Annotated in this window: 26 protein-coding genes and 1 pseudogene; 26 read left to right on the top strand and 1 reads right to left on the bottom strand. The window is 40.4% G+C overall.

Annotation, left to right across the window (positions count from 1 at the left end; translation table 11 throughout):
* Positions 1–7: 7 nt before the first annotated feature.
* Complete coding sequence (locus IPJ09_09125; GenBank protein MBK7371590.1) at positions 8–472, bottom strand: GNAT family N-acetyltransferase; 465 nt, start codon at positions 470–472, stop codon at positions 8–10.
* Positions 473–594: 122 nt separating this feature from the next.
* Here IPJ09_09125 and IPJ09_09120 point away from each other — a divergent pair, with 122 nt between their 5' ends.
* The 26 genes and pseudogenes from IPJ09_09120 to map all read left to right on the top strand — a co-directional run bounded on the left by IPJ09_09120 (position 595) and on the right by map (position 15,634).
* Complete coding sequence (locus IPJ09_09120; GenBank protein MBK7371589.1) at positions 595–969, top strand: 30S ribosomal protein S12; 375 nt, start codon at positions 595–597, stop codon at positions 967–969.
* A gap of 28 nt (positions 970–997) precedes the next feature.
* Positions 998–1,465 carry a 30S ribosomal protein S7 gene (gene rpsG, locus IPJ09_09115; protein MBK7371588.1) on the top strand — a complete coding sequence of 156 codons (468 nt, stop codon included), beginning with the start codon at positions 998–1,000 and terminating at the stop codon, positions 1,463–1,465.
* 26 nt (positions 1,466–1,491) lie between these two features.
* On the top strand, positions 1,492–3,630 hold the full coding sequence (gene fusA, locus IPJ09_09110; GenBank protein MBK7371587.1) for an elongation factor G: 2,139 nt from the start codon (positions 1,492–1,494) through the stop codon (positions 3,628–3,630).
* A 32-nt stretch (positions 3,631–3,662) separates the two neighbouring features.
* A complete protein-coding gene (rpsJ, locus tag IPJ09_09105; protein MBK7371586.1) occupies positions 3,663–3,971 on the top strand; it encodes a 30S ribosomal protein S10 in 309 nt (102 codons plus the stop codon).
* 118 nt (positions 3,972–4,089) lie between these two features.
* Positions 4,090–4,713, top strand: a complete 624-nt coding sequence (gene rplC / locus IPJ09_09100; GenBank protein MBK7371585.1) for a 50S ribosomal protein L3 — start codon at positions 4,090–4,092, stop codon at positions 4,711–4,713.
* A 4-nt stretch (positions 4,714–4,717) separates the two neighbouring features.
* Positions 4,718–5,356, top strand: a complete 639-nt coding sequence (gene rplD, locus IPJ09_09095; protein MBK7371584.1) for a 50S ribosomal protein L4 — start codon at positions 4,718–4,720, stop codon at positions 5,354–5,356.
* Between the two features lie 8 nt (positions 5,357–5,364).
* Positions 5,365–5,661 (top strand): 50S ribosomal protein L23, encoded by a 297-nt coding sequence (gene rplW / locus IPJ09_09090; GenBank protein ID MBK7371583.1) that lies wholly within the window; start codon positions 5,365–5,367, stop codon positions 5,659–5,661.
* Positions 5,662–5,676: 15 nt separating this feature from the next.
* The gene (gene rplB / locus IPJ09_09085) at positions 5,677–6,510 is read left to right on the top strand and encodes a 50S ribosomal protein L2 (GenBank protein MBK7371582.1); all 834 of its coding nucleotides are present in this window, start codon (positions 5,677–5,679) and stop codon (positions 6,508–6,510) included.
* Positions 6,511–6,530: 20 nt separating this feature from the next.
* Positions 6,531–6,800 (top strand): 30S ribosomal protein S19, encoded by a 270-nt coding sequence (gene rpsS, locus IPJ09_09080; protein ID MBK7371581.1) that lies wholly within the window; start codon positions 6,531–6,533, stop codon positions 6,798–6,800.
* A gap of 48 nt (positions 6,801–6,848) precedes the next feature.
* Positions 6,849–7,244: a 50S ribosomal protein L22 gene (rplV, locus tag IPJ09_09075; protein MBK7371580.1), complete on the top strand. Its 396-nt coding sequence runs from the start codon at positions 6,849–6,851 to the stop codon at positions 7,242–7,244.
* A gap of 19 nt (positions 7,245–7,263) precedes the next feature.
* Complete coding sequence (rpsC, locus tag IPJ09_09070) at positions 7,264–8,085, top strand: 30S ribosomal protein S3 (protein ID MBK7371579.1); 822 nt, start codon at positions 7,264–7,266, stop codon at positions 8,083–8,085.
* Between the two features lie 57 nt (positions 8,086–8,142).
* Entirely contained in the window at positions 8,143–8,556 is a 414-nt protein-coding gene (gene rplP / locus IPJ09_09065; GenBank protein MBK7371578.1) for a 50S ribosomal protein L16, read from the top strand.
* A 12-nt stretch (positions 8,557–8,568) separates the two neighbouring features.
* Positions 8,569–8,829, top strand: coding sequence for a 50S ribosomal protein L29 (gene rpmC / locus IPJ09_09060; GenBank protein ID MBK7371577.1), 261 nt, complete (start codon positions 8,569–8,571; stop codon positions 8,827–8,829).
* Between the two features lie 37 nt (positions 8,830–8,866).
* The gene (gene rpsQ / locus IPJ09_09055; protein MBK7371576.1) at positions 8,867–9,148 is read left to right on the top strand and encodes a 30S ribosomal protein S17; all 282 of its coding nucleotides are present in this window, start codon (positions 8,867–8,869) and stop codon (positions 9,146–9,148) included.
* A 37-nt stretch (positions 9,149–9,185) separates the two neighbouring features.
* Positions 9,186–9,554, top strand: coding sequence for a 50S ribosomal protein L14 (rplN, locus tag IPJ09_09050; GenBank protein ID MBK7371575.1), 369 nt, complete (start codon positions 9,186–9,188; stop codon positions 9,552–9,554).
* Positions 9,555–9,592: 38 nt separating this feature from the next.
* Positions 9,593–9,943, top strand: coding sequence for a 50S ribosomal protein L24 (rplX, locus tag IPJ09_09045; GenBank protein ID MBK7371574.1), 351 nt, complete (start codon positions 9,593–9,595; stop codon positions 9,941–9,943).
* Positions 9,944–9,950: 7 nt separating this feature from the next.
* On the top strand, positions 9,951–10,508 hold the full coding sequence (gene rplE, locus IPJ09_09040; protein MBK7371573.1) for a 50S ribosomal protein L5: 558 nt from the start codon (positions 9,951–9,953) through the stop codon (positions 10,506–10,508).
* A 15-nt stretch (positions 10,509–10,523) separates the two neighbouring features.
* Positions 10,524–10,793, top strand: coding sequence for a 30S ribosomal protein S14 (gene rpsN / locus IPJ09_09035; protein MBK7371572.1), 270 nt, complete (start codon positions 10,524–10,526; stop codon positions 10,791–10,793).
* A 32-nt stretch (positions 10,794–10,825) separates the two neighbouring features.
* Positions 10,826–11,230 (top strand): 30S ribosomal protein S8, encoded by a 405-nt coding sequence (gene rpsH, locus IPJ09_09030; GenBank protein MBK7371571.1) that lies wholly within the window; start codon positions 10,826–10,828, stop codon positions 11,228–11,230.
* A 21-nt stretch (positions 11,231–11,251) separates the two neighbouring features.
* On the top strand, positions 11,252–11,809 hold the full coding sequence (rplF, locus tag IPJ09_09025; GenBank protein MBK7371570.1) for a 50S ribosomal protein L6: 558 nt from the start codon (positions 11,252–11,254) through the stop codon (positions 11,807–11,809).
* Positions 11,810–11,840: 31 nt separating this feature from the next.
* The gene (locus IPJ09_09020) at positions 11,841–12,194 is read left to right on the top strand and encodes a 50S ribosomal protein L18 (GenBank protein MBK7371569.1); all 354 of its coding nucleotides are present in this window, start codon (positions 11,841–11,843) and stop codon (positions 12,192–12,194) included.
* 27 nt (positions 12,195–12,221) lie between these two features.
* On the top strand, positions 12,222–12,740 hold the full coding sequence (gene rpsE, locus IPJ09_09015) for a 30S ribosomal protein S5 (GenBank protein ID MBK7371568.1): 519 nt from the start codon (positions 12,222–12,224) through the stop codon (positions 12,738–12,740).
* A gap of 12 nt (positions 12,741–12,752) precedes the next feature.
* On the top strand, positions 12,753–12,932 hold the full coding sequence (gene rpmD / locus IPJ09_09010; GenBank protein ID MBK7371567.1) for a 50S ribosomal protein L30: 180 nt from the start codon (positions 12,753–12,755) through the stop codon (positions 12,930–12,932).
* A 22-nt stretch (positions 12,933–12,954) separates the two neighbouring features.
* Positions 12,955–13,401, top strand: a complete 447-nt coding sequence (gene rplO / locus IPJ09_09005; GenBank protein ID MBK7371566.1) for a 50S ribosomal protein L15 — start codon at positions 12,955–12,957, stop codon at positions 13,399–13,401.
* An 11-nt stretch (positions 13,402–13,412) separates the two neighbouring features.
* The gene (gene secY / locus IPJ09_09000; GenBank protein MBK7371565.1) at positions 13,413–14,777 is read left to right on the top strand and encodes a preprotein translocase subunit SecY; all 1,365 of its coding nucleotides are present in this window, start codon (positions 13,413–13,415) and stop codon (positions 14,775–14,777) included.
* A gap of 30 nt (positions 14,778–14,807) precedes the next feature.
* A pseudogene (gene map, locus IPJ09_08995) lies at positions 14,808–15,634 on the top strand (type I methionyl aminopeptidase).
* Positions 15,635–15,637 lie beyond the last annotated feature (3 nt).

The following is a 15,637-nucleotide window of genomic DNA, read 5'->3' as shown; positions in this document are numbered from 1 at the left end:
GTGGCGATTAATTTGGCTGATCCAGGATCAATTTTCCATTCCACCATTGTTTTTCTATAATCGCATCATATTTGTTATAAAAGTTAATAGCAGGGATATTCCAGTCCAGCACCTGCCACTTGAGTAGCCTGCAGTCCATGGAGATCGCTTCCTGGAGCAAACTGTCAAATAATAGTTTGCCCACTCCTTGACCTCGATCTGAATCAGCCACTACAAAGTCTTCCAGATAGAGCATCCTGCCTTTCCACGTGCTCCACGTTAGATAATATATAGTAGTACCGATGATTCTTTGGTCTTTATCCTCCGCTACCAAGGCCTCAAAAACTCCCTCCAGGAAGTTTTTTTCATAATCTTGGAGCGTAGCGGTCACCGCGTTTTCTGCCTGTTCATATCTGGCCAACGCTCTGACCAGGTCCAGTATGGCCCCCAGGTCTTCGAATACTGCTTTTCTTATCTTTGTTAACGAATTCATTTTTACAAAACTTTTTTTTTCAATTCAAAAATAATCATATCTTTGCAGACACTTTTGAAAAAAATAACACTTTTTTGATTGAAAATCATTGATAATCAATAAGTAATAAATGAATTTCTGATATGCCAACCATTAATCAACTGGTACGTTTAGGTAGAAAAGTAGTGAAGGCTAAGAGCAAATCACGTGCTCTGGATGGATGCCCACAAAAAAGAGGCGTATGCACCCGTGTATATACCACTACCCCTAAGAAGCCTAACTCAGCCCTCCGTAAAGTAGCCAAGGTTCGTATGACCAATGGTATTGAGGTCATTGCTTATATCCCGGGAGAAGGCCATAACCTGCAGGAGCATTCAATGGTATTAGTACGCGGGGGTAGGATCAAAGATCTTCCCGGAGTACGTTATACTATCGTTCGCGGTGCTATAGATACTGCTGGTGTTAATAATAGAAAGAAATCAAGATCAAAATACGGTACTAAAAGACCAAAGAAATAAAATCTATAACGGATTAAAGAATTAATGCATGAGGAAGCGTAAACCAAAAGCAAGAGCCATTCAGGGCGATCCAAGATACAGTGACACTTTAGTCAGCAGATTTATTAACAATCTGCAATGGAGTGGCAAAAAATCAGGAGCTCAAAGCATTTTTTACAATGCCATGGACATCGTAAAAGCTAAGTCTGGCGAAGAAAGTGAGCTGGAAATCTGGCGTAAAGCCCTTGACAATGTGATGCCCCATGTAGAAGTGAGAAGTCGTCGTATTGGCGGAGCCACTTTTCAGATCCCTTCAGAATTACCACCTAACCGTAAAGTATTTTTTGGTATGAAGTGGATGATCCGCTATGCCAGGGAAAGAGCTGGCAAAGGAATGGCTGAAAAACTGGCAGCTGAAATTATAGCCGCTCAAAAAGGTGAAGGGGCTGCCGTAAAAAAGAAAGAAGACATTCATAAAATGGCAGAAGCCAACCGGGCTTTTGCAAGTTTTAGATAAAATAAATAGTATTAACGACCCATCTAATGGCACTGAAAGATTTAAGATATACTCGAAATATTGGCATTGCGGCACATATTGATGCCGGCAAAACAACCACCACGGAGCGTATATTGTATTATACAGGTATCAACCATAAGATTGGTGAGGTACATGATGGCGCTGCTACCATGGACCATATGGAGCAAGAGCAGGAGCGCGGTATTACTATCACTGCTGCTGCTACCAAAACTACCTGGGCTTGGAAAGGGGAGGAGTATACCATTAATATTATTGATACTCCGGGTCACGTAGACTTTACCGTAGAAGTCGAACGGTCTCTGCGTGTTCTTGATGGTACGGTCGCACTTTTTTGTGCTGTATCTGGTGTAGAACCACAATCTGAAACTGTTTGGCGTCAAGCTGATCGATATAAAGTGCCTAGGATTGGATTTGTCAATAAAATGGACAGATCAGGGGCAGATTTTTTCAACGTGGTTGAAGAAGTGCGAAACAAACTTGGATCTAACCCTATTCCTCTGCAAGTACCTATAGGAGCTGAGCATACCTTTAGAGGCGTAGTTGATTTAATTACCAACAAAGCCATCGTTTGGAATGAAGCAGATCAGGGGATGACCTATACTGAAATTCCTATCCCTGATGATTTAGTGGATGTGGTTAAGCTTTGGAGGGATCGACTCATGGAAGTTGCTGCAGAATACGATGACAAACTGATGGAGAAGTATTTTGAAGATCAGGATTCTCTGGAAGTTGAAGAAGTCCAGGCTGCATTGCGTAAGGCAGTGATAGATATGAAGATCGTACTGATGATGTGCGGTTCTGCTTTCAAAAATAAAGGCGTTCAGGCAATGTTGGATGCTGTTTGCACTTATCTCCCTTCGCCAGCGGATATTGAAGCCGTAGAAGGTATCAATCCTAAGACTGACGCTAAGGAGTTAAGAAAACCTTTAAATACTGAACCTTTCGCCGCTCTCGCATTTAAGATAGTTAACGATCCATTCGTAGGCCGCTTATCTTATATGAGAGTATATTCTGGTAGATTAGAAAACGGTACTTACGTACTCAATACCAGATCCGATAAAAAGGAGCGTATTTCACGTTTGTATCAGATGCATGCCAATAAGCAACACCCTATTGAATCGGTGGAGGCAGGGGATATTGCAGCAGCTGTAGGTATGAAAGATATTCGTACAGGGGATACTCTTTGTGACCCTGATAGACCTATCATTTTGGAAAGCATGAAATTCCCTGAGCCAGTCATTGGTTTAGCTGTTGAGCCTAAGACTCAAAAAGACCTGGATAAAATGGGTATCGCCTTAAATAAACTGGCAGAAGAAGATCCTACTTTTAAAGTGCGATATGATGATGATACAAATCAAACTATTATCTCCGGTATGGGTGAACTTCACCTGGAGATCATCGTAGATCGTATGCGAAGAGAATTTGGAGTAGAATGTAATCAAGGTGCTCCTCAGGTCAACTATAAGGAGGCTTTGACCAGGAAAGTATCTCATCGCGAAAAATTAAAGAAACAAACCGGTGGTTCAGGTTTATTTGCTGATATTGAATTTGAAATAGGTCCTGCAGATCCTGAGTTTTTAGAATCAGATGATTTTAAAAACGGCAAGACGAAGATGCAGTTTGTTAATAATATAGTTGGAGGATCTATTCCTCGTGAACTTATACCTCCCACTCAAAAGGGGTTTCTGGCTATGATGGAATCCGGAGTATTAGCCGGTTACAATATTGACAGCATGAAGGTTAGAATATTCGATGGTTCAATCCATGCGGTTGACTCTAAGCCTATTGCCTTCGAATTGTGTGCTAAAGAAGGTTTCAGAGCAGCTGCTCCGAAAGCAGGTCCTGTCATTCTTGAGCCTATCATGAAGTTAGAAGTGGTTACTCCTGAAGAATTTGTGGGACCAGTTATTGGTGACCTCAATAGAAGAAGGGGATTGCCTAAAGGACAAGAGCTGAGAACGGGAAAGGCAGTTGCAATTCAAGCAGATGTTCCACTTTCAGAAATGTTTGGTTATGTGACTCAATTGCGAACGATCACCTCGGGTCGCGCAAGTTCTGCCATGGAGTTTTCGCATTATGCACAAGTTCCTGCAGGAATCTCCACAGAGGTTATAGAAAAAGCAAAAGGTGCCGTGAAGGCATAATATTATAATAAAGTAATTTTTAAAAAAGGGAAATGAATCAAAAGATTAGAATCAAACTCCGCTCTTACGACCACAATCTGGTTGATAAGTCTACGGAGAAGATCGTAAAGACGGTCCGCAACAGCGGTGCTGTGGTTACGGGTCCGATTCCGCTGCCCTCCGAGAGAGAAGTTTACACGGTGCTAAGATCACCACACGTAAACAAAAAAGCTCGGGAGCAGTTTCAACTTAGGACCCATAAGCGCCTCATCGAAATCTATACGCCTACGCAAAAGACGGTAGATGCGCTTTCCAAATTAGAGCTCCCGTCCGGTGTCGATATTCAGGTAAAACTTACCTGATCTGGGTCTAATTCTGGAAAGTAATTAAAAAAAAACTGTCCTTGAACTCAAGTCTAATTTTGTTGGATTTGCTTTCTTGGTCATATATTATTCTTTTAAATAATTAAAACACTGTAAAGTGAACGGATTGATTGGCAAAAAAATAGGCATGACAAGCATCTATGACGATGCTGGCAAATATGTCGCCTGTACCGTCATCGAAGCGGGTCCTAATGTAGTGACTCAGGTCAAAACCGATGATTCAGATGGTTATTATGCTTTGCAGCTTGGTTTTAGTGATGCTAAAATCAAAAATACCTCCCAACCCCTCAAAGGTCACTTTGAAAAAGCAGGTACTACTCCAAAGCGAAAAGTCGTCGAATTCAGAAATTTCTCCCTGGAGAAAAAAGCTGGCGAATTGATCACCATCGATGAAATATTTAAGACTGGTGATACCGTCAGTGCAATCGGGACTTCTAAAGGTAAAGGTTTTCAGGGTGTGGTGAAAAGACATGGCTTCGGTGGTGTCGGCGAACTTACCCACGGTCAACATGATAGACAAAGAGCCCCGGGTTCTGTTGGTTCTTCTTCTTACCCTAGTAAAGTTTTTAAAGGGATTAGAATGGCCGGTCGTACTGGAGGTGAAAGAGTCAAAATCAGAGGTCTTAAAGTGATTAAGATTTTTAGTGATAAAAACTTATTGGTTGTAAAAGGAGCTATTCCTGGGCACAACGGTTCTTTTGTAATCATAGAAAAAAAGTAAAGCCATGAAAGTAACAGTTCATAATACACAAGGTTCTGACACTGGCCGTGAGATCGAATTGCCAGAAACTGTATTTGGTATCATGCCAAACGAACACGCTGTATGGCTTGATGTCAAATCATACCTGGCCAATCAGAGACAGGGTACTGCTGAAACCAAAGAGAGAAATAAAATCTCTGGGTCTACCAGAAAATTACATAAACAGAAAGGTACAGGGGGCTCTCGAAAAGGAGATATCAAAAGTCCCATGTTTAGAGGCGGAGGAACAGTCTTTGGCCCTAATCCAAGAGATTATACTGAAAAGGTCAATAAAAAGGTAAAAGTACTCGCTAGAAAATCAGCTTTATCTGATAAAGCAGCGGGTGGCAAAGTGATGGTTGTAGAAGACTTTTCGTTTGACAAGCCTAAAACAAAAAGCTTTCTGGAGGTACTCAAAAACTTGAAAGTGAGTGACCAAAAGACATTATTCGTTACAGCAGATCATGACAAGACATTGATTTTGTCTGGTAAAAACCTGCCAAAGACCAATATGCTCAATGCCAAAGATGTGTACACCTACGCCATATTGAATTCCAATGTGGTGGTGCTGGCTGAAAGTGCGATCGCCAAATTAGTTGAAACCCTTTCACCATCTTCTAAATAATAATTAAAATGGAAAAGAAGATATTATTTCGACCTGTGATCTCTGAAAAGGCTGAGAAGCTGAGCAGTAGTCTTCCCCGATACACTTTTTTAGTGCACAAGGAAGCCAACAAGATTGAGATTCAAAAAGCTATAGAAAAGCATTATGGCGTAAATGTCAAAGATGTTAATACAATGATCAATCCTTCCAAGAAAAAGTCTCGATCTACTAAGAGAAAGGTAAGTGTGGGACTCAAGCCTTCCTACAAGAAAGCTATTGTCACGCTTACAGAAGGTGATAGCATTAATATTTATGGTGAAATCTAATAAACTGATTAAAAGATGCCAGTAAGAAAATTTAAACCAGTCACCCCGGGTACCCGATTTAGAATCGCCAATACCTTTGCGGAAGTGACCAAGTCAACGCCGGAGAAAAGCCTTTTAAAGCCTTTTCACGAAGTAGCCGGTCGAAATAATCAAGGTCGTATGACCGTCCGATATAGAGGGGGAAGTCATAAAAGACAATATCGCGTCATTGATTTTAAAAGAGACAAAGATGGTATTCCAGCAGTAGTTCATTCTATTGAGTACGATCCAAACCGCACAGCATACATAGCATTGTTGCATTATGCCGACGGTGAAAAAAGATATATGATAGCACCTAATGGACTCAAAGTTGGTCAGAAAGTGCATTCAGGTAAAGATGCTGAGCCGGAAATTGGCAATACACTGTATTTAAGAGATATTCCTCTCGGTAGTAGTATTCATGCCATCGAATTGCATCCACATCAAGGTGCTGCCCTGGTTAGAAGTGCCGGTACTGCTGCGGAATTGACTGGAAAAGAAGGTCGGTATGCCGTGGTTAAAATGCCTTCAGGTGAGGTTAGAAGAATACTGATTCAGTGCAGAGCCACTATTGGTACTACATCGAATCCAGATCATGGTCTTCAGATCCTTGGTAAAGCAGGCCGAAGCAGATGGCGTGGTATCAGACCTCGTAACCGGGGTGTGGCTATGAACCCTGTAGATCACCCAATGGGTGGAGGTGAAGGTAGAGCCTCTGGAGGACATCCAAGATCCCGAAACTCTAAGAAGGCTAAAGGAGCTAAAACAAGAAATACCAATAAAGGCTCTCAAAAGCTGATTATTTCTCACAGAAATGCTAAAAAGAAATAAGTCGTAAAAATTAGAATACAATGGCAAGATCAATTAAAAAGGGACCATATGTTTTTCACAGGCTTCTCAAGAAAGTGACTGAAAACAAACTAGCTAATAAGAAGGTGGTGATCAAAACCTGGTCCAGAGCTTCTATGATCATACCTGAGATGGTAGGAGAAACCATCGCAGTGCATAATGGCAAAACATTTATACCTGTCTATGTCACGGAAAACATGGTGGGTCATAAACTTGGAGAATTTTCTCCTACCCGGACATTCAGAGGACATTCAGGAAATAGAAAAGACTGATAATCATACGTATAGTTTATTAACCAATTATCTAGAAAAATTTATAACATGGAAGCAGTATCCCATTTGAGAAATGGACATGGTTCGGCCAGGAAAATTAGACTGGTGGTAGATAATATTCGGGGTAAAAAGGTAGTAGATGCCTTGAATATCCTGAAGTTTACCAAAAAAGACTCAGCATACTGGGTAGAAAAAGCTTTGATTTCCGCCGTAGCCAATTGGGAAGTGAAAAGTGAGCAAACTGGCAATACAGATACCTACAATCTCATAGTAAGCAAAGCTTTTGTTGGGGGTGGACCGGTACTTAAAAGGTTCCAGCCTGCACCACATGGTAGAGCACACAGGATTCGTAAACGCTCCAATCATCTGACTTTAATAGTCGCTAACTCTGTTCCGCTACCATCTGAAAGCGTTACTGAAGACGAAATTCAATCTAATCAATAAAACCATACAATTAATTTAAATGGGTCAGAAAGTAAATCCGATAGGAAGTCGACTGGGAATCATCAGAGGATGGGATTCTAATTGGTTCGGCGGTAGAACGATGGCAAAAAAAGTCGTTGAGGATGAGCATATCCGTAGATACCTTTTAGCCAGAATCGAAAAAGGTGGAGTGGCTAGAGTAGTGATTGAAAGAACATTGAAGAGAATCACCCTTACCATACATACCTCCAGACCTGGTATCATCATTGGTAAAGGGGGGACTGAAGTGGATAAAATCAGAGAAGAATTACGAAAATTAGCGGGTAGCGATATTCAAATCAATATCATGGAAATCCGCAAACCGGAGTTAGAAGCTACTATCGTTGGTGAATCTATCGCCAAACAGATCGAATCAAGGATAAACTATAGAAGAGCTATAAAATCCAGCATCCAGTCAACCATGAGGGCAGGAGCTGAAGGTATCAAAGTAAGGATTTCAGGTCGGTTAAACGGTGCGGAAATGTCCCGTTCAGAAGAATACAAAGAAGGCCGTACACCATTGCATACTTTCAGGGCTGATATTGATTATTCTTTGGCTGAAGCCCAAACAGTTTATGGGAAAATTGGGATCAAAACCTGGATTTGCAAAGGTGAGGTTTTGACCAAAAGAGATTTATCTCCCAATATCGGGTTAGTTAAAAAGGATGCTCAAGGAGGAGGTGGCCAGGATAGAAGAGATGACCGTGGTGGTCGTCGCAGACCTGGTGGCGGAAGTTTCCGGGGGGATCGTTCCAGAGGAGGTAATGACCGCGGGGGATCAGATCGCGGAGGAGATAGAGGCGCACGACCCAGACCCAAATAACCAAAAGTGATTAATAAAAACATTGTACCTTTGCCAAACTTTTTTCAAAAATAAGCCATGTTACAGCCTAAAAGACAGAAATATAGAAAACAACAAAAAGGAAGAAATAGGGGAATAGCTCTAAAAGGCAGTACCTTATCTTTTGGATCTTATGGCCTGAAAGCCTTGGAGTTAGGTAGGATTACCAATCGTCAATTAGAAGCCGCTCGTATTGCTATGACCCGCGAGACTAAACGGGAAGGTCAAGTTTGGATCAGGATTTTCCCTGATAAGCCTATTACACATAAACCTGCTGAAGTAAGGATGGGTAAAGGTAAAGGAGCTGTAGAATATTATGTTGCTTTGGTTCAGCCAGGTCGCATTTTATTTGAAATGGAAGGCATTGAAGAAAAGGCAGCAACAAAAGCTCTCAATATGGCCGCACAAAAATTACCAATTAAAACCAAAGTCGTTGCCCGACACGATCTTTAAAATATTTTTACCATGGCAAATAAAAAAAATCAGGATATCGTAGCCTTGTCCGAGACGGATATTAAAAATACGTTGATCGAAATCAGCATGGATTTGCAAAAAGCTCGATTTACTCATTCAGTTAAAGGGTTGGACAATCCTTCTCAGTTAAAAGTAATGCGTAAAAAAATTGCAAGACTGAAGACAGAGGAAAGAAGTCGCGAAGTCAGTAAGTTGACTGAAGCCGAACTTTCTAAAAGAACTAAAATCAGAGCAAGAAGAAAAAAACAATAAATCAAAAGCATCAGAAGCTTAAAAATATTCATTCATTATGGAGCAGAATACAGAATCCGCAGCAATAGTAAGGGCCAATAGAAAGACCCGGGTAGGTGTAGTGACCAGCAATAAAATGCAAAAATCTATTACAATCTCTATAGATCGTAAAGTAAAACACCCTAAGTACGGAAAATTCATGCATAAGACGACTAAGTATATGGCTCATGATGAGAAAAATGAATGCAATATTGGCGATTTGGTGAAAATTATGGAAACCCGTCCCTTAAGTAAAAATAAATCCTGGAGATTAGTGGAGATCATTGAACGGGCCAAATAATTAATTATTAAAATTTAGTATAAAAGGTAACTATACCATGATACAGACAGAATCAAAATTGAATGTGGCCGATAACAGTGGTGCCAAAATAGTACAGTGTATACGGGTTTTAGGCAGTACTCGGCGTAGATATGCGGGTGTGGGAGATGTGATTGTAGTTACTGTCAAAGATGCTACGCCTAACGGTGGTATTAAAAAAGGAACTGTATCCAAAGCAGTTATTGTCCGTACTTCTAAGGAGATCCATCGAAAAGACGGTACTTATATTCGCTTTGATGACAATGCTGTGGTGCTCTTAACTAACGCAGACGAACCTAGAGGTACCCGTATCTTTGGCCCCGTAGCTAGAGAATTACGTGATAAAAATTATATGAGGATTATTTCTCTTGCACCAGAAGTGCTTTAATCATAATAGCGGTAAAGTTTAATTGAAAGATAATAACGATGATTACAAAGAATAAAATAACAGTGAAAAGGTTTGCACCTAAGCTGAATATTAAAAAAGGCGATCAGGTCATGGTCATCTCCGGTGATGAAAAAGGCAAAAAAGGTGAAGTACAAAAAGTGCTTAAAGAGTCCTTGAAAGCCATAGTCACTGATGTCAATTTAGTAAAGCGGCATACTAAACCAACTAATAATAATCCAGGAGGAATTCGTGAGATTCCCGCTGCAATATATTTGTCCAAACTTCAATTGATTGATCCTAAATCTGGAGAACCAACCAGGGTAGGTAGGCGAATAGAGAATGGAAAATCTGTGAGAGTGGCAAAAAAATCTGGTCAAACGATTAAGTGATAAGAATATGAAATATACACCGAGACTTAAAAAGTATTACCTCGACACGATCGTACCGAAACTCACTGAGCAGTTTAAGTATACGACCGTAATGCAGGTTCCTAAAGTGTTAAAGGTTTGCATCAATCAGGGCGTTGGAGAAGCTACCCAGGATCGTAAATCTGTGGATATCGCTTGTGCTGAAATATCTTTGATTACCGGCCAGAAAGCAGTGCCTACCAAATCTAAAAAAGCAATTTCTAACTTTAAACTTAGAGAAGATATGGCCATTGGTGCCAGAGTGACTCTTCGTGGTGATAGAATGTATGAATTTTTGGATCGTTTGATTGCGGTAGCGCTTCCCCGGGTTCGTGACTTTAGAGGAATCAATGACAAAAGTTTCGACGGTAGAGGTAATTTTACCCTGGGTGTTACAGAACAAATTATTTTCCCTGAAATCGATTTAGATAAAATCAGCAAAATCTCAGGTATGGATATTTCCATTATCACTTCCGCTCGAACAGATAAGGAAGCACATGCTTTACTCTCTAGTCTCGGTTTGCCTTTCAAAAATCAAAAAATCTAATCTGCAACATACATTATGGCTAAGAAATCGGTAGTAGCAAGACAAAAAAAGCGCGAAGTGTTGATCGCAAAATATGCTGACCTGAGAGCTAAACTTAAAGCTGCAGGTGATTATGAAGCATTGGACAAGTTGCCAAGAAATGCATCTCCTGTTCGTTTTAAAAATCGTTGTCAGTTGACTGGGAGACCAAGAGGGTATATTCGTAGATTCGGATTATCTCGTGTAGCATTTAGAGATATGGCGCTTGCCGGTAAAATACCAGGTGTCACAAAAGCAAGCTGGTAATTATTAGATGAATTTAATTAATATAGTTTAGTATGGCAGTTACAGATACAATCGGAGATTATTTGACCAGGATCAGAAATGCACAATCTGCAGGTCATAGAATGGTAGAGATACCTGCTTCTAATATGAAGAAGAGAATGACCGAAATCTTATATGAGAATGGTTATATCCTCAAATATAAGTTTGACCAGAAAGAAGGCGAATTTGAGAAGATACTCATCGCATTAAAATACGATCCTATGACCCGGCAGCCAATTATACAAAAGTTGCAACGAGCTTCCAGACCAGGTCTTAGAAAATACAGTGCAGCAGATGACATCCCAAGAGTGGGATCTGGATTGGGCATTGCTATCGTATCTACCAATAAAGGAATCATGACAGACAAGCAGGCCAGATCTCAAAATGTGGGTGGCGAAGTTTTGTGTTATATATTTTAATCTTTTACAAACAAAAGAATTATGTCCCGAATCGGAAAATTGCCAATACCCATTCCTAAAGGAGTAGAGGTGAAAATTGATAAAAACAGAGTAACCATCAAAGGGCCTATTGGCACACACACTCAGGTCATAGACCATGATATGAAGTTGACCCTTGAGGATGGACATCTAACAGTTATAAGACCTTCAGAGCAGAAAAGACATAAATCACTTCACGGTACCACCAGGGCTATTTTAGCCAATTTGGTCAAAGGAGTAAGTACTGGCTTTAAGAAAGACCTCGAAGTGGTAGGGGTGGGGTATAGAGCTACCAATACGGGCAATCTTTTGGAGATTGGTGTTGGACATTCGCATCCTATTATGATGTATGTACCTGATGAGCTCAAAGTAGAGACACTGACTGAAAAAGGTAAGCCACCCATGATTAAACTAAGTGGATCTGACAAACAGCTCATTGGACAGATAGGTGCCAAATTACGAAAGTTGAGAAAGCCTGAACCATACAAAGGAAAAGGTATTAAATATGCAGGTGAGATCCTAAGAAGAAAGGCAGGAAAAGCTGCTGGTAAAGCCAAATAATCAATACTTATTAAGATAAACAATATCTGAAATGAAATCGACAAAAACCACTAATAAACAAAAGATCCAATTCCGAATCAGGAAAAAAGTATCTGGAGTTGCTGATCGGCCTAGATTGGCGGTGTATAGAAGTAATAAATCCATTTATTGCCAATTGATAGATGATTCAAAAAGCATCACTTTGGCTGCGGCTTCTGCTCATGCAGATGTTATAGATAAAGCAAAGAACAAGACGGAGCAAGCCAAAGCCGTTGGATTATTAATTGCTGATAGAGCTAAGTCTTTAAATATTGAAAGCGTGGTTTTTGACAGAGGTGGTAATTTATATCATGGCCGGATCAAAGCATTGGCCGAAGGCGCTCGTGAAGGAGGGCTTAAATTTTAATAAAGAAATATAATTTATTCGAAGATTATGGCGAAAAGAGATTTAAAAAGGGTAAAACCTTCAGAGGCCGAGCTCAAAGACAAAATGGTAGCACTCAACAGGGTGGCTAAAGTCACCAAAGGTGGTCGTACTTTTAGCTTTGCTGCAATAGTAGTAGTCGGTGATGGCAATGGTGTAGTCGGTCACGGTTTGGGAAAAGCCCGTGATGTTCAGGAAGCTATCGCTAAAGCCATAGATGATGCCAAAAAGAATTTAATTCGTGTCAATATTCATAAAGGGACTATACCTCATATTCAAGCTGGAAAGTTTGGTGCAGGTAAAGTCTTGATCAAGCCTGCATCAGAAGGTACGGGTGTCATAGCTGGTGGTGCAATGCGGGCTGTGCTTGATATGGCAGGTGTACATAACGTATTGGGTAAATCTCTTGGATCTTCAAATCCTCATAATGTGATCAAAGCTACCCTTGACGCATTGTCTAAGATGAGATCTCCCCAGGAGATAGCACAACAAAGAAAAGTATCATTAAGCAAAGTTTTTAACGGTTAATTTTATAAGCTCATGGGAAAGGTAAAAATCACTCAAATCAAAAGCGTTATTGAAAAAACAGAGCGCCAGAAAAACACCATCAAAGCTTTGGGTTTAAAAGGAATTCGACACGTAGTTGAAAAAGAACTTACCCCTCAAATTGACGGAATGCTAAAAAAAGTGCCCCATTTGGTTACTGTAGAACATATTTAACTCAATTAACAAAGAATCGATCATGGAATTAAGTAATTTAAAACCAGCCGGCGGCTCTACCAAAAATAATAAGAGAAGGGGTAGGGGAGTTGCTACCGGATTAGGTGGAACAGCTGGAAAAGGCCACAAAGGTCATAAATCAAGATCTGGCCATAAAGCAAAACGCAATTTTGAAGGTGGTCAAATGCCTTTGCAAATGCGATTGCCTAAAATAGGATTTAGGAATCCTGCGCGTCAGGAATATGAGATTCTTAATCTGGATCAACTCCAAAGTATAGCTAACAGGACTAATCTGGATATAATAGATATCACTTTGTTTACAAAAGAAGGTTTAATTAACCCTGGACAAAAAATGAAAATTTTAGGTAGAGGTGAATTGATCAGCCCGATTAAAGTATCTGCCCATGCTTGTTCAGCTTCTGCCAAAAAAGCCATCGAAGAAAAAGGTGGAACGATCACAATAATTTAATTCCTCCATTAATGAATAGTTTAATACAGACTTTAAAAAATATCTGGAAGATTGAAGAGCTGAGGAAGCGTATACTCTTCACTTTGATGGTATTAGCGGTATTTCGCTTTGGTTCATATATAGTGATGCCCGGTGTAGTGGCTAGCCAATTGAAGGCTGCTGCTGAAAATAGAGGCGCTAATGACCTTTTAAATCTTGTTAACATTTATACTGGTGGAGCTTTTAACAATGCTTCCATTTTCGCTTTGGGTATCATGCCCTATATCACTGCTTCTATCATCGTTCAACTTCTTGGATTTGCATTGCCCTATTTTCAGCGATTACAACAACATGAAGGGGAGTCTGGCCGTAAAAAACTCAATCAAATCACCAGGATTCTTACGGTGGTGATTACCTTGCTTCAAGGTGGTACTTATTTGGCGTATTTAAATGCTTCCAATGCAATAGACCCAAGCGTGCCAAAGAGTATATTTTATTTTGTCAATTCGATTTTGCTGGCTACCGGCACCGTAACGGCGATGTGGTTAGGCGAAAGAATCACAGACAAAGGTGTAGGTAATGGTGTGTCCCTGTTGATCATGATTGGTATCATAGCTCGATTGCCTCAGGCCATTATATTTGAAATTCAATCTCGATTTAGCTCAGGTGGGACTTTTATGCTCATTCTTGAGTTAGCAGCACTGATGTTGGTCGTCCTCGGATCCATTTTATTGGTGCAGGGAGTACGAAAGATTCCTATTCAATTTGCAAAACGGATGGTTGGACGCACCGGTCTTCCTGTCAGTGGCAATCGTGATTACCTACCTATTAAATTGAATGCTGCAGGTGTAATGCCGATCATTTTTGCCCAGGCAATTATGTTTTTGCCAGGATTTGCCATTCAATCATTAGCGGGTAATGCTGCCTCGACCAGTGGCTTCGTAAGGTCCCTCAATGATTATACTTCGCTGCCATATAATTTGATCTACCTTTTATTGGTCATTCTGTTTACCTACGTTTATGTAGCCCTTATCGTCAATAGCAATCAGTATTCTGAGTACCTTAAGAGACAAAACGCTTTTATACCTGGTGTTAAGCCTGGTTCGCCAACGGCTGAGTTTATAGACATGATTACTTCTAAAATCACCTTACCGGGAGCAGTTATGTTAGGTATATTAGCCATTACTCCCGCATTGGCAAGAACTTTTGGCATTAATAATTCTTTTGCTGCTTTTTTCGGAGGATCTACCATACTCATTTTAGTGGGTGTTGCTTTGGATACGTTACAGCAGATCGAGAGTTATTTATTGATGCGCAAATATGATGGTCTGGTAAAATCAGGCAATATTAAAGGTCGTACTGGTAGCGGATTGGCTCCAATTGGAGCTAGTTCTTAAACTACCCCTGATTTCCCTAGAAATGTTGCTATGGCGAAAGGAAAAGTCAATTTAAAAACTGAGGAAGAAATAGATCTGATTCGCCAGAGTTGTCAGCTAGCGTGTGAAGCAATAGCAGAATCCATAAAAATATTGAAGCCAGGGACCTCAGGTAAAGATCTGGATCTGGTGGCTCAAGACTATATTGTATCTAAAGGGGGATATCCTTCATTTAAAGGGTATGGAAGTCCACCTTTTCCTACCTCATTATGCATTTCTGTCAATGCTGCTGTGGTACACGGGATACCTACCAGCGTAGCCTTTAAAGAGGGGGATGTGATCTCATTGGATTGCGGAGCATATTTAAATGGTTATCATGGTGATGTGGCTTATACCGTGGTTTTAGGGGAAGTCAGTGCCCCGGTCATGGATCTTTGTGTGTCGACCAAAAAGTCTCTCTATTTGGCCATAGATCAGGCCATACAAGGCAATAGATTAGGTGATATAGGTTTTGCGGTTCAAAACTATATTGAGAAAGAAAAAAATTTGGGGTAGTAAGAGAGTTGGTTGGCCATGGAATAGGCAAGGAGCTGCACGAAGCACCTGATGTAAGCAATTATGGCAAACGAGGCAACGGTTTATTGTTGCATGAAGGTATGGTTTTTGCTATTGAACCCATGGTAAACCTGGGAACCAGGCAAATCAAAACATTAAGTGATAACTGGACTATTGTCTCAAAGGATGGCAAGCCTAGTGCTCACTATGAACACACCATCGTAGTGAGAAAACAGAAGGCTGAAATCCTCACTAATCATGAGGTAATGGAAGAAGCTATTAAAAATAATAAAGAATTAAGCGAAATTTCATTAAAAATATAGATA

The organism is Saprospiraceae bacterium (assembly GCA_016709995.1).
Taxonomy (GTDB): domain Bacteria; phylum Bacteroidota; class Bacteroidia; order Chitinophagales; family Saprospiraceae; genus JADJLQ01.
This window is presented reverse-complemented; position numbering and strand designations above follow the sequence as displayed.

What these genes read in the sequence shown, in the direction of transcription:
- IPJ09_09125 (MBK7371590.1), bottom strand. Translation starts at nt 472, where the DNA reads ATGAATTCGTTAACAAAGATAAGAAAAGCAGTATTCGAAGACCTGGGG.
- IPJ09_09120 (MBK7371589.1), top strand. Translation starts at nt 595, where the DNA reads ATGCCAACCATTAATCAACTGGTACGTTTAGGTAGAAAAGTAGTGAAG.
- rpsG (MBK7371588.1), top strand. Translation starts at nt 998, where the DNA reads ATGAGGAAGCGTAAACCAAAAGCAAGAGCCATTCAGGGCGATCCAAGA.
- fusA (MBK7371587.1), top strand. Translation starts at nt 1,492, where the DNA reads ATGGCACTGAAAGATTTAAGATATACTCGAAATATTGGCATTGCGGCA.
- rpsJ (MBK7371586.1), top strand. Translation starts at nt 3,663, where the DNA reads ATGAATCAAAAGATTAGAATCAAACTCCGCTCTTACGACCACAATCTG.
- rplD (MBK7371584.1), top strand. Translation starts at nt 4,718, where the DNA reads ATGAAAGTAACAGTTCATAATACACAAGGTTCTGACACTGGCCGTGAG.
- rplW (MBK7371583.1), top strand. Translation starts at nt 5,365, where the DNA reads ATGGAAAAGAAGATATTATTTCGACCTGTGATCTCTGAAAAGGCTGAG.
- rplB (MBK7371582.1), top strand. Translation starts at nt 5,677, where the DNA reads ATGCCAGTAAGAAAATTTAAACCAGTCACCCCGGGTACCCGATTTAGA.
- rpsS (MBK7371581.1), top strand. Translation starts at nt 6,531, where the DNA reads ATGGCAAGATCAATTAAAAAGGGACCATATGTTTTTCACAGGCTTCTC.
- rplV (MBK7371580.1), top strand. Translation starts at nt 6,849, where the DNA reads ATGGAAGCAGTATCCCATTTGAGAAATGGACATGGTTCGGCCAGGAAA.
- rpsC (MBK7371579.1), top strand. Translation starts at nt 7,264, where the DNA reads ATGGGTCAGAAAGTAAATCCGATAGGAAGTCGACTGGGAATCATCAGA.
- rplP (MBK7371578.1), top strand. Translation starts at nt 8,143, where the DNA reads ATGTTACAGCCTAAAAGACAGAAATATAGAAAACAACAAAAAGGAAGA.
- rpmC (MBK7371577.1), top strand. Translation starts at nt 8,569, where the DNA reads ATGGCAAATAAAAAAAATCAGGATATCGTAGCCTTGTCCGAGACGGAT.
- rpsQ (MBK7371576.1), top strand. Translation starts at nt 8,867, where the DNA reads ATGGAGCAGAATACAGAATCCGCAGCAATAGTAAGGGCCAATAGAAAG.
- rplN (MBK7371575.1), top strand. Translation starts at nt 9,186, where the DNA reads ATGATACAGACAGAATCAAAATTGAATGTGGCCGATAACAGTGGTGCC.
- rplX (MBK7371574.1), top strand. Translation starts at nt 9,593, where the DNA reads ATGATTACAAAGAATAAAATAACAGTGAAAAGGTTTGCACCTAAGCTG.
- rplE (MBK7371573.1), top strand. Translation starts at nt 9,951, where the DNA reads ATGAAATATACACCGAGACTTAAAAAGTATTACCTCGACACGATCGTA.
- rpsN (MBK7371572.1), top strand. Translation starts at nt 10,524, where the DNA reads ATGGCTAAGAAATCGGTAGTAGCAAGACAAAAAAAGCGCGAAGTGTTG.
- rpsH (MBK7371571.1), top strand. Translation starts at nt 10,826, where the DNA reads ATGGCAGTTACAGATACAATCGGAGATTATTTGACCAGGATCAGAAAT.
- rplF (MBK7371570.1), top strand. Translation starts at nt 11,252, where the DNA reads ATGTCCCGAATCGGAAAATTGCCAATACCCATTCCTAAAGGAGTAGAG.
- IPJ09_09020 (MBK7371569.1), top strand. Translation starts at nt 11,841, where the DNA reads ATGAAATCGACAAAAACCACTAATAAACAAAAGATCCAATTCCGAATC.
- rpsE (MBK7371568.1), top strand. Translation starts at nt 12,222, where the DNA reads ATGGCGAAAAGAGATTTAAAAAGGGTAAAACCTTCAGAGGCCGAGCTC.
- rpmD (MBK7371567.1), top strand. Translation starts at nt 12,753, where the DNA reads ATGGGAAAGGTAAAAATCACTCAAATCAAAAGCGTTATTGAAAAAACA.
- rplO (MBK7371566.1), top strand. Translation starts at nt 12,955, where the DNA reads ATGGAATTAAGTAATTTAAAACCAGCCGGCGGCTCTACCAAAAATAAT.
- secY (MBK7371565.1), top strand. Translation starts at nt 13,413, where the DNA reads ATGAATAGTTTAATACAGACTTTAAAAAATATCTGGAAGATTGAAGAG.